The organism is Halomonas sp. PGE1, assembly GCF_013000985.1.
GTDB classification, from domain to species: domain Bacteria; phylum Pseudomonadota; class Gammaproteobacteria; order Pseudomonadales; family Halomonadaceae; genus Halomonas; species Halomonas alkalicola.
Map to the genome: position 1 here is coordinate 2,643,412 of NZ_CP053032.1, position 15,527 is coordinate 2,658,938.

Annotated in this window: 13 protein-coding genes; 3 read left to right on the forward strand and 10 right to left on the reverse strand. The window is 67.2% G+C overall.

The window, feature by feature from the left end:
- Positions 1-4: 4 nt before the first annotated feature.
- Positions 5-979: a PA2778 family cysteine peptidase gene (locus tag HIR79_RS12495; protein ID WP_169958616.1), complete on the forward strand. Its 975-nt coding sequence runs from the start codon at positions 5-7 to the stop codon at positions 977-979.
- Between the two features lie 2 nt (positions 980-981).
- Positions 982-1,407, forward strand: a complete 426-nt coding sequence (locus HIR79_RS12500; protein ID WP_169958617.1) for a DUF488 domain-containing protein — start codon at positions 982-984, stop codon at positions 1,405-1,407.
- Positions 1,408-1,484: 77 nt separating this feature from the next.
- Here HIR79_RS12500 and sthA read toward each other — a convergent pair whose 3' ends face one another.
- From sthA to HIR79_RS12550, 10 genes are all read right to left on the reverse strand, one after another.
- Positions 1,485-2,876 (reverse strand): Si-specific NAD(P)(+) transhydrogenase, encoded by a 1,392-nt coding sequence (gene sthA / locus HIR79_RS12505; RefSeq protein ID WP_169958618.1) that lies wholly within the window; start codon positions 2,874-2,876, stop codon positions 1,485-1,487.
- A gap of 224 nt (positions 2,877-3,100) precedes the next feature.
- Entirely contained in the window at positions 3,101-3,355 is a 255-nt protein-coding gene (gene nqrM / locus HIR79_RS12510) for a (Na+)-NQR maturation NqrM (protein WP_119020393.1), read from the reverse strand.
- 27 nt (positions 3,356-3,382) lie between these two features.
- Positions 3,383-4,102: an FAD:protein FMN transferase gene (locus HIR79_RS12515; protein WP_169958619.1), complete on the reverse strand. Its 720-nt coding sequence runs from the start codon at positions 4,100-4,102 to the stop codon at positions 3,383-3,385.
- 35 nt (positions 4,103-4,137) lie between these two features.
- Positions 4,138-5,370: an NADH:ubiquinone reductase (Na(+)-transporting) subunit F gene (gene nqrF / locus HIR79_RS12520; RefSeq protein WP_169958620.1), complete on the reverse strand. Its 1,233-nt coding sequence runs from the start codon at positions 5,368-5,370 to the stop codon at positions 4,138-4,140.
- A 72-nt stretch (positions 5,371-5,442) separates the two neighbouring features.
- On the reverse strand, positions 5,443-6,060 hold the full coding sequence (gene nqrE, locus HIR79_RS12525; protein WP_169958621.1) for an NADH:ubiquinone reductase (Na(+)-transporting) subunit E: 618 nt from the start codon (positions 6,058-6,060) through the stop codon (positions 5,443-5,445).
- A gap of 1 nt (position 6,061) precedes the next feature.
- Positions 6,062-6,730: an NADH:ubiquinone reductase (Na(+)-transporting) subunit D gene (locus tag HIR79_RS12530; protein WP_169958622.1), complete on the reverse strand. Its 669-nt coding sequence runs from the start codon at positions 6,728-6,730 to the stop codon at positions 6,062-6,064.
- Between the two features lie 2 nt (positions 6,731-6,732).
- Positions 6,733-7,548 carry a Na(+)-translocating NADH-quinone reductase subunit C gene (locus tag HIR79_RS12535; RefSeq protein ID WP_169958623.1) on the reverse strand — a complete coding sequence of 272 codons (816 nt, stop codon included), beginning with the start codon at positions 7,546-7,548 and terminating at the stop codon, positions 6,733-6,735.
- Positions 7,548-8,771, reverse strand: a complete 1,224-nt coding sequence (locus HIR79_RS12540; RefSeq protein WP_169958624.1) for an NADH:ubiquinone reductase (Na(+)-transporting) subunit B — start codon at positions 8,769-8,771, stop codon at positions 7,548-7,550. The genes HIR79_RS12535 and HIR79_RS12540 overlap by 1 nt, the downstream gene beginning before the upstream one ends.
- Before the next feature lie 2 nt (positions 8,772-8,773).
- On the reverse strand, positions 8,774-10,123 hold the full coding sequence (locus HIR79_RS12545; protein ID WP_169958625.1) for a Na(+)-translocating NADH-quinone reductase subunit A: 1,350 nt from the start codon (positions 10,121-10,123) through the stop codon (positions 8,774-8,776).
- A gap of 293 nt (positions 10,124-10,416) precedes the next feature.
- The gene (locus HIR79_RS12550) at positions 10,417-11,880 is read right to left on the reverse strand and encodes a glyceraldehyde-3-phosphate dehydrogenase (protein ID WP_169958626.1); all 1,464 of its coding nucleotides are present in this window, start codon (positions 11,878-11,880) and stop codon (positions 10,417-10,419) included.
- A 190-nt stretch (positions 11,881-12,070) separates the two neighbouring features.
- Between HIR79_RS12550 and mfd the strand changes: the two genes are divergently transcribed.
- Positions 12,071-15,520, forward strand: a complete 3,450-nt coding sequence (mfd, locus tag HIR79_RS12555) for a transcription-repair coupling factor (protein ID WP_169959582.1) — start codon at positions 12,071-12,073, stop codon at positions 15,518-15,520.
- The last annotated feature ends 7 nt before the right edge of the window (positions 15,521-15,527 follow it).

Below are 15,527 nucleotides of genomic sequence, written 5' to 3' on the forward strand. Positions count from 1 at the left end.
TGCCATGATCGACTGCCTTATCCGGCAGCCGGCGGCAGCAACAGCCAGGAACGCCCGCCATGCGGGCGTTCTTGCGTTGGTGCTCTGCCTGCTGCTCCTGACCGGCTGCGCCACCACCCCGCGGCTTGCCGACAGCACCGAACAGGCCCTGCCCCGCCAGCTGCTGCTCGAGGAGGTGCCCTTCCACGCCCAGCGCGACTACCAGTGCGGCCCGGCATCCCTGGCCATGGTGCTCAACGATGCCGGCGTCGACGTCGAAGTGGACACCCTGATTCCCCAGGTCTTCCTGCCCGGCCGCGAGGGCAGCGTGCAGCCGGAGATGCTGGCCACGGTGCGTCGCCACGGCCAGATCCCCTTCGTGATCGAGGGCCACCTGGATGCGCTGCTGCTGGAGCTCGCCGCCGGCCACCCGGTGGTGGTGATGCAGAACCTGGCGCTGCCCGCCTGGCCGATGTGGCACTATGCCGTGGCCATCGGCTTCGACCTCGAGCGCAACGAACTGATCCTGCACAGCGGCGAGGAGCCCAGGCGCATCGAGTCCTTCCGGCGCTTCGATGCCACCTGGGCGCGCAGCGACCGCTGGGCCTTCGTGGCCCTCCCTCCGGGGGAGCTGCCGGCCGGGGTGAGGCCCCATCGCGCCATGGAGGCGATCAGCGCCTTCGAAGGGGTTCAGGGCGCCGAGACCGCCCTGCCGGCCTGGGAGGCGCTGGCCGAGCGCTTCGCGGACAGTGGCCTGGTGCACTTCGGCCTGGGCAACGCCCGCCACACCACCGGGGACGCCTCGGGCGCCATCGATGCCTTCGCGCAGGCGGTGGCGGCCGAGCCGGGACTCGCCGTGGGCTGGCTCAACCTGGGCCTCGCCCGGCGCGGGCAGGGCTACGAGGCAGGCGCCCGGGAGGCCCTGGAGCGCGCCGCCGCCCTGCCCGGCCACTGGCAGCCCCATGCCCGGGAGGCCCTGGAGAGTCTGGAGGAGAGATAGCCGTGGCCCATGAGATCGTGCTCAAGCGTATCTACCAACCCGCCCAGCCTGAGGACGGGGCCAGGGTGCTGGTGGACCGGCTGTGGCCGAGGGGCAAGCCCCGCGAGGCGCTGGCGTTGACCGACTGGTACCACGACGCCTCGCCCAGCCCCACCCTGCGCCGCCAGTACCATCAGCAGGAGATCAGCCACTTCGTGTTCGCCGCCCGCTATCGCGGCGAACTGCGCGATCACCCGGAGTATCTGGTACCCCTGATGCGCCACGCCCGGCGTGGGCGCCTCACCCTGCTCACCGCGGCACGCAATATCGAGGCATCGCATCTGCCGGAGCTGCGCGAGGCGCTGCTCAAGGCGCTGCACGACGAGGATGCCGCCGACCGCGAGCCCGCCTCGCCTCCCTGCTACGCCCAGGAGCACAAGGACCTCTGACCGACGCACACGGAAACACTGCGCCCCCGCGGTTGGCTCACCGCCGCGGGGGGCGTTGATCAGCGCATCGGGCCTGCCTAGAAGACCCGGTTCATCCCGTTCATGGCCGCCACCCGGTAGGCCTCGGCCATGGTGGGGTAGTTGAAGGTGGTGTTGACGAAGTACTTGAGGCTGTTGGCCTCGCCCTTCTGCTGCATGATCGCCTGGCCGATATGGACGATCTCCGAGGCCTGGTCGCCGAAGCAGTGGATGCCGTAGATCTCCAGGGTGTCCTGGTCGAACAGGATCTTGAGCATGCCCACGGTATCGCCGGTGATCTGGGCCCGGGCGGTATCCTTGAAGAAGGCCTGGGCCACCTCGTAGGGCACCTTCGCCTCGGTGAGTTCACGCTCGTTGCGTCCGAACGAGCTGATCTCGGGAATGGTGTAGATGCCGGTGGGCACCTCGGTGACGTAGCGGAAGTCGTCGCCGAGGAGCTCGCTGGAGGCGTTGAGGCCCTGGTCGTAGGCGGCGCTCGCCAGGCTCGGCCAGCCGATCACGTCACCGGCGGCATGGATGTGGGGAATGGCCGTGCGGTAGTGCTCGTCGACCATCAGCTGGCCGCGGGAGTTGGCCTCCAGGCCGATGTTCTCGAGGCCCAGCTGGTCGGTGTTGCCGGTGCGCCCGTTGGCCCACAGGAAGGCATCGGCCCGCAGCCGCTTGCCGGATTTCAGGTGCACCGTCACGCCGGACTCGTCACCCTCGACGCGGTCATACTCCTCGTTGTGGCGAATCAGCACCCCGTGCTTGCGCAGGTGGTAGGAGAGCGCGTCACTGATCTCGTCATCCAGGAAGGAGAGCAGGCTGTCACGGTTGTTGATCAGGTCCACCTTGACGCCGAGACCGGAGAAGATCGAGGCGTACTCGCAGCCGATGACCCCGGCGCCGAAGATGATCAGGGTACGCGGCGTGTGCGACAGGCTCAGGATGGTGTCGGAGCAGTAGATCCGCGGGTGGCGGAAGTTGATGTCCGCCGGGCGATAGGGGCGTGAGCCAGTGGCGATGACCACCTTCTCGGCCACCAGCTCGTCCATGCCCTCGTGGTTGTCGCGCACCAGCAGGGTGTGCTCGTCCTTGAAGCGGGCCACGCCGCTGAACAGGTCGATGCGGTTGCGGGAGTAGAAGTTGGTGCGCATCGCCACCTGCTGGTCGATGGTGGCCCGGGAGCGCTCCATGACCCTGGGGAAGGAGAACCAGCGCGGCTCGCCGATATCGCGGAACATGCGGTTGGTGTTGAACTGCATGATCTGCTTGACCTGGTGGCGCAGCGCCTTGGAGGGAATCGTGCCCCAGTGGGTGCAGTTGCCCCCCACCAGCGGCTGCTTCTCGACCACCGCCACGCGCTTGCCGTGCTTGGCGGCGTTGATGGCGGCGCTCTCCCCCGCCGGGCCGGTACCGATCACCACCACGTCGTAGTTATGGACTGCCATTGGCCGTTCGATCTCCTTTTTCAACATCCGTTACGAGCGCCGAGCGCAGCCGAGCCTTGTAATAAGGTCGGCTGTGCCGAGCGAATGGCGCCGCAGGCGCCCCGCCAGAGTCGCTGGCATTGGCGAATACCGCCAAGGAGTCCTTCGGTCTCCATTCGCCGGGCAAAGCCCAGCTCCCACCAGTGGCCCCAGAGCTTTGCGGCTATCCCCCATGGCTGGTTTCTTCAGCGCCGGGTCGCGTCGTAGCCCAGGTCGGCGCCACGGCTCTCGTCGCTGCGGCGGCGGACGCTGCCGCGCTTGCGGTTCTCCTCCTCGCACACCTCGTCCTTGCCGCCGCACACCTCGCAGCCCTCCTTGAGGCCGAGCTGGTTGAGGCCGCCGCAGGAGCCGGCGATAGGCTTGCGGCCGAGGATCACCCCCACGGCCATGGCGGCCATGATCAGCAGCATGAAGGCAAAGGCAATAATCCAGATGGTCATGACATTCTCCTTTCTCAACGCCCGGGCTCAGCGGTCGAGCAGCGGCTCGAGGGCAGATCCGGTATGGATTTCGATTCCCTGTGGGGTGAGGACCACAAGGCGTGCCGGGTGTTCCAGGGTGTCGTCCGGAGCGGCGGCGAGCAGCTCCCGCGCCAGGCGCTGGGCGGCCTCCGCGCTGGGCGCCACCGCGCTGACCGCGAGCACGCGACCCGCGGCCGAGGCCTCGATGGCGGCGGGCTCCGGCACGGCGCGATGCACCAGGGCGGCATCCTGCAGGCGCAGGACGTGCGTCTCCGCCTCGCCTGCCCCGCTGCGCGGCAGGCGCACACGCCAGGGGTGGCGTCCGGCCATGCCACGGGCCCGCTGCACGCCGCCAAGCTCCACCATGGCATTGGCAATGCCGAACTCGTCGAGCACGCGGAACAGGCGATCCACGGCCAGGACCTGAAGGTGCTCGCGCAGCGCCTCGCTCGCGGCGTCAGGCACCTGCGCACCGGGCAGCGGCAATAGTGATGGTGTCACAAGCCTGCGAAGAAACGCCAACTCACTGTCGAGGCTGACCAGTTCACCCTGGATGGCGGCCTCGACCAGGGCGGACTCGCCCTCGCCCAGGTCGCCATTCAGCGTGATGTGATAGCCGGTGCCGAGGGCCACCCCCTCGAGCAGGAACCATTCCCCCTGCTGACGACAGCCCGCCAGCAGGGCCAGCGGCATCAGCAGGGCGAATAGAAAGAGGGCTGGCCGCATGGCCAGCCCCGGGTGTCGCCTCGCGGCGAGGGAGATCATCCGCCGAAGTCGTCCAGCAGGATGTTCTCGGGCTCGACGCCCAGGTCGAGCAGCATCTTGATGACGGAGGCGTTCATCATGGGCGGCCCGCACATGTAGTACTCGCAGTCCTCGGGGGCCGGATGGTCCTTGAGGTAGTTCTCGTAGAGGACGTTGTGGATGAAGCCGGTGGGGCCATCCCAGTTGTCCTCGGGCATCGGGTCCGAGAGCGCCAGGTGCCACTGGAAGTTGGGGAACTCCTCGGCCAACTGGTCGTACTCCTCGTTGTAGAAGGTCTCGCGCCAGGAGCGCGCGCCGTACCAGAACGAGATCTTGCGCTTGGACTTGAGGCGCTTGAGCTGGTCGAAGATATGGCTGCGCATCGGCGCCATGCCCGCACCGCCGCCGACGAAGACCATCTCGGCATCGGTGTCCTTGGCGAAGAACTCGCCGAAGGGCCCCATCACGGTGACCTTGTCACCCGGCTTCAGGCTGAAGACGTAGGTGGACATCAGGCCCGGCGGATGGTTGGTGTTGGGCGGCGGCGTGGCGATACGGATGTTGAACTTGAGGATGCCCTTCTCTTCCGGGTAGTTCGCCATGGAGTAGGCGCGGATGACCTCCTCGTTGCTCTTGTGGGAGATCTTGTAGAGATCGAACTTCTCCCAGTCGCCCCGGTACTCCTCCTCGATATCGAAATCCTTGAAGGAGATATCGTAGGGGGGGGCCACCAGCTGCACGTAGCCGCCGGCGCGGAAGTCGACGTTCTCGCCCTCGGGCAGCTTGAGGTTGAGCTCCTTGATGAAGGTGGCGACGTTGGGGTTGGCGATGACCTCGCACTCCCACTTCTTGACGCCGAAGACCTCCTCGGGCACCTCGACCTTCATGTCCTGCTTCACCGGCACCTGGCAGGAGAGGCGCCACCCCTCCTTCTTCTCGCGCATGGTGAAGTGGGACTCCTCGGTGGGCAGGATGGCGCCGCCACCCTCTTCCACGCGGCACTTGCACTGGGCGCAGGAGCCGCCGCCACCGCAGGCGGAGGAGAGGAAGATGCCGTTGGCCGCCAGGGTGTTGAGCAGCTTGCCGCCGGCCTGGGTGGTCAGGGTGTGCTCGGGGTCGCCGTTGACCTCGATGGTCACGTCCCCGGTGCTGACGAGCTTGCTGCGGGCGGCCAGGATCACCAGCGTCAGACCGATGACGATCAGGGTGAACATGACCACGCCGAGCAAGATGACGGATGTATCAACCATGTCGGTTTCCTATTGCTTCACGTTGTCTGGACCCCGGCGGCACAGCCGGCCGCCGGGAGAGCACGACCTGCCTCAGAGCTGGATGCCGGAGAAGGACATGAAGCCCAGCGACATCAGACCCACGGTGATGAAGGTGATGCCCAGGCCCTGCAGGGAGCCGGGAACGTCGCTGTACTTCAGCTTCTCGCGGATACCGGCAAGGGCGGTGATGGCCAGCGCCCAGCCGATGCCGGAGCCGAGGCCATAGACCACGGATTCGCCGAAGTTGTAGTTACGCTCGACCATGAAGAGCACGCCACCGAGGATGGCGCAGTTCACGGTGATCAGCGGCAGGAACACGCCCAGCGCGTTGTAGAGCGCGGGCACGTACTTGTCGAGGAACATCTCGAGGATCTGCACCAGGGCGGCGATGACGCCGATGTAGCTGAGCAGGCCCAGGAAGGAGAGGTCGATGTTCTCGGCACCGCTGATACCGGTCCAGGCCAGCGCCCCTTCCGCCAGCAGCAGGTTGAAGACCAGGTTGTTCACCGGCACGGAGATGGTCAGCACCACGATCACGGCGATACCGAGGCCGAAGGCCGCGGAGACCTTCTTGGACACCGCCAGGAAGGTACACATGCCCAGGAAGAATGCGAGTGCCAGGTTCTCGACGAAGACCGAGGCAACGAACAGGCTCAGATAGTGTTCCATGTTACACCGCCTCCTTCGGTTCGGTGTTGTGCTTCATCTTGAACTCGTTCTCCTCGATCTGCTCCGGGTTCACGGCACGCAGCACCCAGATGATCAGACCGATGATGAAGAACGCGGACGGCGGCAGCAGCAGCAGGCCATTGGGGACGTACCAGCCACCGTTCTGCACGGTCTCGAGCACGGTGAAGCCGAAGACGCTGCCGGCGCCGAACAGCTCGCGGAAGAAGCCCACGGTCATCAGGATGAAGCCGTAGCCGATACCGTTGCCGATGCCGTCGATGAAGGACATCTTGGGGCCGTTCTGCATGGCAAAGCCTTCGGCCCGCCCCATCACGATGCAGTTGGTGATGATCAGGCCGACGAACACCGAGAGCTGCTTGGACATCTCGTAGGCGTACGCCTTGAGCACCTGATCCACCACGATCACCAGCGAAGCGATGATGGTCATCTGCACGATGATGCGGATGGACGAGGGGATATGGTGACGGATCAGCGACACGAACAGGTTCGAGAAGGCCGTCACGAAGATCACTGCAAGGGTCATGACCAGCGACACGCTCATGCTGGTCGTTACCGCCAGCGCGGAGCAGATGCCGAGCACCTGCAGCGCGATGGGGTTGTTCTTGAAGACCGGCGCCATCAAGACGCTCTTGGTTGATGCATCCGCCATGATCAGGCTCCTTCCGCTTCGAGTTCGACGTCGGCGTCCTGAGCGTCTTCCTGGTCGACGCCGCTGCGGAACTTGGCCAGGTAGTTACCGAAGCCTTCCGGGCTCAGCCAGAACTGCAGCATGTTGTTGACGCCATTGGCGGTCAGGGTGGCACCGGAGAGGCCGTCGACCTCATGGTCACCGCTGCCGCTGCCCTTGGCCACGCGAATGGCCGGGGCCAGCTCGTCCGCCTCGTCAAAGATCCGCTTGCCTTCCCACTGGGCCTGCCAGCGCGGGTTGTTGACCTCGGCGCCGAGACCGGGAGTCTCACTGTGCTCGAAGAAGGTGATGCCGACGATGGTGTTGCCGTCACCTTCCACGGCGAGGAAGCCACGCATCAGGCCCCACAGGCCCTGGCCGCGGATCGGCAGGATGATCTGCTCGGGGTCGTCGGGATCACCGACGAGATAGACCGTCGCGTAGTTCTCGACGCGAGACAGACCGGCCGGATCCTGGGCACCGGAGAGGGTGCGCGAGGCGGCCGGATCGCGGCGAGTCTCGAAGCCGTCGAAGGTCTCCGGGTCATGCTGGTCGGAGTACTCGCCGGTCTGCAGGTTCACCACGCGCGGGGTGATCTCGCGGAAGGCCGCTTCCACATCCATGCCGCGCTCATAGAGGTTGGCGACGCGCAGGACATTGGTCTTGCGGTCGAGCTCCTGGTTGAGCTGCTGCATGGGACGCAGCGCCACCGCCGCGGTGGAGACGATGACCGAACACACGATGCAAAGTGCGAACGCCACCGTCAGGATCTTCTTGATGGAGTTGTTGCTCTGTGCCATCAGGCAGTCTCCTCGGCCGGTTCACCGGTGCGCAGCTTGCGGCGCTTGATGTTGGCCTGAACAAAGAAGTGATCGATGAGCGGTGCGAACAGGTTGGCGAACAGGATCGCCAGCATGATGCCTTCCGGGAAGGCCGGGTTCACCACGCGGATCAGCACGGTCATGATGCCGATCAGCACGCCGAACAGCAGGCGACCCTGGTTGGTCATGGCGGCGGACACCGGGTCGGTGGCCATGAACACCATGCCGAAGGCGAAGCCGCCGACCACCAGGTGCCAGTACCAGGGCATCGCGAACATCGGGTTGGAGTCAGAGCCGATCAGGTTGAACAGCGCGCTGGTCGCCACCATGCCGAGGAAGACCCCGAGCATGATTCGCCACGAGGCGATTCGCGTCCACAGCAGGATCGCCGCCCCGATCAGTATCGCCAGGGTCGATACCTCGCCCACGGAGCCCGGGATGAAGCCGATGAAGGCGTCCCACCAGCTGTAGGTGCTGGTCAGGGCGGCCATGCCGTCCTGGAAGGCGATGGAGAGTGCGGTCGCGCCGGTGTAGCCGTCGGCCGCCACCCACACCGCGTCGCCGGAGATCTGCGCCGGATACGCGAAATAGAGGAAGGCACGACCGGTCAGCGCCGGGTTGAGGAAGTTCTTGCCGGTACCGCCGAAGATCTCCTTGCCGATCACCACGCCGAAGGTGATGCCGAGCGCCACCTGCCACAGCGGGATGGTGGCCGGGAGGATCAGGGCATAGAGCACGGAGGTGACGAAGAAGCCCTCGTTGACCTCGTGGCCGCGCTTGACCGCGAACAGCACTTCCCAGAAGCCGCCGACCACGAAGGTCACCAGATAGATCGGCAGGAAGTAGGTGGCGCCGAGCACGAAGTTGGCCCACAGGCTGCCCGGATCGTGGCCGGAGGCCAGGGTCATCATGATCGCCTCGCGCCAGCCCGCCATGGAGGCGTAGCCGTCGGCGATGGCGGTGTTGGCCTGCCAGCCAGCGGCCCACATGCCGAAGAACATCGCCGGGAAGGTGCAGAGCCAGACGGTGATCATGATGCGCTTGAGGTCGACGCCGTCACGCACGTGAGCGGTGGTCTTGGCCACGCTGGGGGGGGCGTAGAAGATGGTGTCCACCGCCTCGTAGAGGGGGTAGAACTTCTCGTACTTGCCACCCTTGTGGAAGTGCGGCTCGAGATTGTCGAGTGTCTGTCGAATCGGCATGATCAGGCCTCTTTCTCGATCAGGGTGAGGTTGTCACGCAGGATGGGACCGTATTCGTACTTGCCCGGGCACGCGTAGGTGCACAGGGCCAGGTCCTCTTCATCCAGCTCCAGACACCCGAGCTGCATGGCAGTCTCGATGTCGCCGACGATCAGCGAGCGCAGCAGCTGCGTGGGCAGGATATCCAGCGGCATCACGGCCTCGTAGGCGCCCACCGGCACCATGGCACGCTCGGAGCCATTGGTGGAGGTGGTCGGCGCGTAGTCCTTGAGGCCGGTGAACTTGGACAGGTAGATGCCCAGCACCGAGTGGCGGTTGGCACCCGGCGACAACCAGCCCATGAAGAGGCGCTTGTTGCCTTCCTCGAGCAGGCTGAACTGGTTATGGAAGCGGCCCAGGTAGCGCAGGCTGCCCTCGCAGGCGAAGCCCGAGAAGACCGAACCGGAGATCACGCGGGTACCTTCCGGGTCGACCACCTCGCCGGCCAGCAGTTCCTCGGTGCTGGCCCCGATGCGGGTGCGCAGCAGGCGCGGCTTCTCGGCTCGCGGGCCGCCCACGCCGACGACGCGGCTGACATCCAGCTTGCCCTCGGCGAACAGCTTGCCGAACGCGATCACGTCCTGGTAGCCGATGTGCCACACGCGCTTGTGCAGGCCCACGGGCGAGAGGTAGTGGATATGGGTGCCGACGAGACCGGCCGGGTGCGGGCCACCGAACTGCTCGACCTGGACGCCCTTGACGTCGCCGCCGGGAATCCGGGCGCCCGGCGCCGTGCACAGGTAGACCTTGCCGGCGGTCAGGCGTGCCAGCACCTTGAGGCCATCCTCGAACGCCTGGGGCTGCTCGTTGATGATCTCGGCGGGGTCGGGGCACAGCGGGTGGGTATCGACGGCGGTGACGAAGATGTCGGACGGCTTGCTGTCGATGGCGGGGGTGCGCGAGTAGGGACGGGTGCGCAGCGCGGTCCACAGGCCGGACTCGACCAGCTGGTCGACCACCGCCTGGCGCTCCAGGCCTTCCAGGCCATCACGCCCGTGGGCCTTGAACTCGACGGCTGCCTCGGTCTCGTCGACCTTGATCACCACCGAGAGCAGGCGACGCTTCTCGCCCCGGTTGATGGCGATCACCTCGCCGCCTGCCGGCGCGGTGAAGCGCACACCGTCGATCTTCTTGTCGGTAAAGAGCAGTTGGCCTAGCTTTACCCTGTCTCCCTCCCGGACCTCCATGGTCGGCTTCATGCCGACGTAGTCGGTGCCCAGGACCGCCACGTGACGTACCGGGCGCGCATCCTCGATGCGCTGCTCGGGCGCCCCCGCGATGGGGAGATCCAGGCCTTTCTTGACTTCGATCATAGTCTCGCCCAGTTGATGGATCGGATATACGAAGGAAAGGGGTTCGAATGGATTCGAATTCTTGTCGTGTCAGTACGTTACCAGTCGGGCCCGAGCCAGGCTCGGACCACCCCGAAAAATCCCCGGTATTATAAAGACAAGGCCGGGCGATGACCACCTGAGCGAAGGTCGCAAGGTGTGACCTGAGGCAAGGGGAAAAATGTCGCAGCCTGGCAGGCCGCCACCCCCACCAGACGCAGAACCCCCCGCCGGAGCGTCTCCGGCGGGGGGTTCGGTCGGACGGTGGACTCGCCTCAGGCGCCGGCGCGCGGCAGCTTGAGGAAATGCACGTTGGACATCTGCTGCAGGATGCGCACCACCTGGCAGCTGTAGCCGAACTCGTTGTCGTACCAGACGTAGAGCACGGCATTCTTGCCGTTGGCGATGGTCGCCTTGGCATCGACGATGCCGGCGTGGCGGTTGCCGACGAAGTCGGTGGAGACCACCTCCGGGGAGTCGACGTAGTCGATCTGCTTCTGGAACGGGGAGTCCAGGGACATGCGACGCAGGAAGTCGTTCAGCGCCTCGGCGTCGGTCTCCTTCTCCAGGCGCAGGTTGAGGATCGCCATGGAGACGTTCGGGGTCGGCACGCGGATGGCGTTGCCGGTCAGCTTGCCGGCCAGCTCCGGCAGCGCCTTGGCCACCGCCTTGGCGGCGCCGGTCTCGGTCAGCACCATGTTGAGCGGTGCGCTGCGGCCGCGGCGGTCACCCTTGTGGTAGTTGTCGATCAGGTTCTGGTCGTTGGTGTAGGCGTGCACCGTCTCGACGTGGCCATGCTCGACGCCGAACTCGTCGTTGAGCACCTTGAGCACCGGCACGATGGCGTTGGTGGTGCAGGAGGCCGCGGAGATGATGCGATCGTCGCCGGTCAGGTCATCGTGGTTGATGCCGTAGACGATGTTCTTGATATCGCCCTTGCCCGGCGCGGTGAGCAGCGCCTTGGAGGCGCCCTTGCAGGCCAGGTGCTGGCCGAGGCCGGCCTCGTCGCGCCAGATGCCAGTGTTGTCGACCACCACGGCGTTGTCGATGCCGTAGGCGGTGTAGTCGACCTCCTGGGGCGAGTCGGCGTAGATCACCTGGATGACGTTGCCGTTGGCGGTGAGGGTGCGCGCCTCGGCGTCGACGCTGATGGTGCCGTCGAAGGGACCGTGCACGGAGTCGCGGCGCAGGAGGCTCGCGCGCTTCTCGAGATCCTTGGCGATGTCGCCGCGACCGCGCACGACGATGGCACGCAGGCGCAGCAGGTTGCCGCCACCGGCCTTCTCCACCAGCACCCGAGCCAGGATGCGCCCGATGCGGCCGAAGCCGTAGAGCACGACATCCTTGGGCTCGCCGTTATTGCCGGCGGGGTCGTGCTTGTCGACGATCTCGGCCAGCTCCTGGCGCAGGAAGGCCACGGCATCGCCGCCGCCCTGCTTCTTGAAGGCCACGCCCAGCTTGCCGACATCCACGTGGGCCGGGCCCAGGTTGAGCTCGCCCATGGCCTGGACCAGCGGGAAGGTGTCGCCCACGGAGAGCTCGGTACCCTCGACCTTACGCACGAAGCGGTGGTCCTTCAGGATGCGAATCACGCTGCGGTTGAAGAGCGACCGCCCGTAGAGGGTGGTGACCACGTTGTTGTGACGGTAGAGCCTACCGATCATCGGGATCATCTGCTCGGCAAGCGCCTGGTTGTCGTGCCATTCCTGGAAGACGGTATCGGAGGGTTGCTGACTCACGTGCGGCCTCACTGTGGGGTTGAAGGGTCGCCGCCATTATCCGGAGCCCGCCCCCGGGGTCAATCGCAGGATGGTCGCAGCCCCTGTAGCGGCATTACAGGAAGGCCCCACCCGACTACAAGCCGGCGGCCGGCCGGGATCTGCTATCATGCGCCCTTTCCAAGCCGTCCATCAGCCGACCGACGTGACCATGCCCAACTTCTCGCCGCTGGATCCGCCGCGCCCCGAGGGTGTGCGCGACACCCTCTACTGGCAGCCCCCCCAGGGCAGCGCCGCCGCCCTGGCCCTGGCGCGCCTGGCCGAGGATGCCCCGCTGCTGGTGATCACCGCCGACACGGCCCAGGCGCTGCGCCTGGAGAGCGAGCTCGCCTTCTACAGCCGGGTGCCGGTGCTGCCCTTCCCCGACTGGGAGACGCTGCCCTACGACAGCTTCTCGCCCCACCAGGACATCGTCTCGGCGCGGCTGCGCACCCTGCGTCGGCTGCAGGACGGCGAGCACGGCATCGTGCTGGTGCCCATCAACACCCTGATGCAGCGGCTGCCGCCGGTCGAGTACATCGCCGGGCGGGTGCTCACCCTGGAGGTGGGCCAGCGGCTCGACCGCGAGCGCTTCCGGGAAGCGCTCTCCCGGGCCGGCTACCGGGCGGTGGAAACCGTCTATGAGCCCGGCGAGTACGCCCTGCGCGGGGCCATCATCGACCTCTTTCCCATGGGCACCGAGGCACCGCTGCGTATCGACCTGTTCGATGACGAGATCGACACCCTGCGCCGCTTCGACCCGGACACCCAGCGCAGCCAGGACAAGGCCGAGCGGGTCGACCTGCTGCCGGCCCACGAATACTCGCTCTCGCGCAGCGCCATCGCCTGCTTCCGCGAGGGGTTCGAGACGCTGTTCGACGTCGATCCGCGCCAGTGCCCGCTCTACGTCGACGCCCTCAAGGGCATCCCCTCCCCGGGCCTCGAGCAGTACCTGCCGCTCTTCTTCGAGGAGACCGCGACGCTCTTCGAGCACCTGGCCGAGGGCACCCGGGTCGCCCTGCTGCCAGGCGTGCACGCCGCCGCCGAGCACCACTGGGCGGCCATCGAGGGCCGCTTCGAGAACCTCGGGGTCGACCCCGCCCGCCCCCTGCTCCCCCCCCACCGCGCCTTCGTACCGGTGGCCGAGGTGTTCGGCGCCATCAAGCGCCACCCTCGGGTGGCGCTCACCGAGGAGGCCGACCATCGGCACGCCCTGGTCCCGGCCAGCCAGGCCCCGCCCGAGGTGGGCATCAACGCCCGGGCCCGGGAGCCGCTGGCGGCGCTGTCGAGCTTCCTGGCTCAGCACGCCGGCAGCCGCGTGCTCTTCGTGGCGGAGTCCCGCGGGCGCCGCGAGGCCCTAGAGGAGGCCCTGGCGCCGCTGCGCCTCGCCCTGCCCCACGTCGCTGACTTCGCCGACTTCCTCGCCGGCGAGGCGGCCATGGCGATCACCGAGGGCCAGCTCGAGGCGGGCCTGTGGCTGACCGAGCCCGATCTCGCGGTGATCAGCGAATCCGAGCTCTACGGCGAGGTGGTCCGCCAGAGCCGGCGCCGGGAGAAGGCCACCGACGCCGACGAGCTGGCCATTCGCCACCTCTCGGAGCTGCGCCCCGGCGCGCCAGTGGTGCACCAGTCCCACGGCGTGGGACGCTACAAGGGGCTCGAGACCCTGGAGGCCGGCGGCCAGGCCGCGGAGTTCGTGACCCTGGAGTACGCCGAGGGGGCGCGGCTCTACGTGCCGGTGGAGAGCCTGCACCTGATATCGCGCTATGCCGGCGCCGACGACGAGCTGGCCCCCCTGCATCGTCTCGGCTCCGACCAGTGGGAGAAGGCCAGGAAGAAGGCCGCCGAGAAGATCCGCGACACCGCCGCCGAGCTGCTCGACATCTACGCCCGCCGGGAGGCCCGGGAGGGCTTCGCCTGCGCCGCCCCCGACACCGAGTACGCCCGCTTCGCCGCCGCCTTCCCCTTCGAGGAGACCCCGGACCAGCGTGCCGCCATCGCCGCGGTGATCGAGGACATGACCGCCCCGCGCCCCATGGACCGCGTGGTGTGCGGCGACGTCGGCTTCGGCAAGACCGAAGTGGCCATGCGCGCCGCCTTCCTGGCGGTGCACTCCGGTCGCCAGGTGGTGCTGCTGGTGCCCACTACCCTGCTCGCCCGCCAGCACTTCGAGAACTTCCGCGACCGCTTCGCCGATACCGCGGTCAATATCGAGCTGGTGTCGCGCTTCACCGCCGGCAAGGGGCAGTCGGCGGCGCTCAAGCGCATCGAGGAGGGCCAGGCGGACATCGTCATCGGCACCCACAAGCTGCTCTCGAAGTCCATGAAGCTGCCGAAGATGGGGCTTTTGATCATCGACGAGGAGCACCGCTTCGGGGTGGCCCAGAAGGAGCGCCTGAAGAGCCTGCGCGCCGAGGTGGACATCCTCACCATGACCGCCACGCCCATCCCGCGCACCCTGAACATGGCGATGAGCGGCATCCGCGACCTCTCCATCATCGCCACCCCGCCGGCGCGCCGGCTGTCGGTGAAGACCTTCGTGCAGCGCCGCGAGGAGCCGCTCATCAAGGAGGCGATCCTGCGCGAGATCCTGCGCGGCGGCCAGGTCTACTTCCTGCACAACGAGGTCAAGACCATCGAGACCGCCGCCGAGACGCTGCGCGACCTGGTGCCCGAGGCGCGGGTCGGGGTGGCCCACGGCCAGCTCCCGGAACGGGCGCTGGAGCGGGTGATGTCGGACTTCTACCACAAGCGCTTCAACGTGCTGGTCTGCTCCACCATCATCGAGACCGGCATCGACGTGCCCAGCGCCAACACCATCCTGATCGAGCGGGCCGACAAGTTCGGCCTGGCCCAGCTTCACCAGCTGCGCGGCCGGGTCGGGCGCAGCCACCACCAGGCCTACGCCTACCTGCTCACGCCGCCGCCCCGGGCGATGACCAAGGACGCCGTGAAGCGCCTGGAGGCCATCTCCGGCGCCGACGCCCTGGGGGCCGGCTTCACCCTGGCCAGCCACGACATGGAGATCCGCGGCGCCGGCGAGCTGCTCGGCGAGGAGCAGAGCGGGCAGATGGAGGCGATCGGCTATGGCCTCTACATGCAGATGCTCGACCGCGCGGTGGCGGCGATCCGCGCCGGCAAGACGCCCAACATCGAATCCCCGCTGGACGAGGGGGTCGAGGTCAGCCTCAACCTGCCGGCGCTGATTCCCGACGACTACCTCCACGATGTCCAGCAGCGCCTGGTGATGTACAAGCGCATCAGCAGCGCCGCCGACGAGGCCGCGCTCAAGGAGCTGCAGGTGGAGATGATCGACCGCTTCGGCCTTTTGCCGGCCCCGGTCAAGACCCTGCTGCGCCAGACGAAACTGCGCCAGCGCGCCGAGCAACTGGGCATCGTCAAGCTGGAGGCGGGCCCCGAGCGGGGCCGGGTGATCTTCGGCGGCCACACCCGGGTCGACCCGCTGACCCTGGTGGAGCTGATCCAGCGCGAACCGAACCGCTACCGGCTCGACGGCGCCGACACCCTGCGCTTCGAGGCGAGCATGGCCAACGAGGAGGCCCGCTTCCAGGCGGTGGAGCAGCTGCTCGAGACCCTCAACCGCAAGGCCGAGGCGGCCTAGCCGCTGC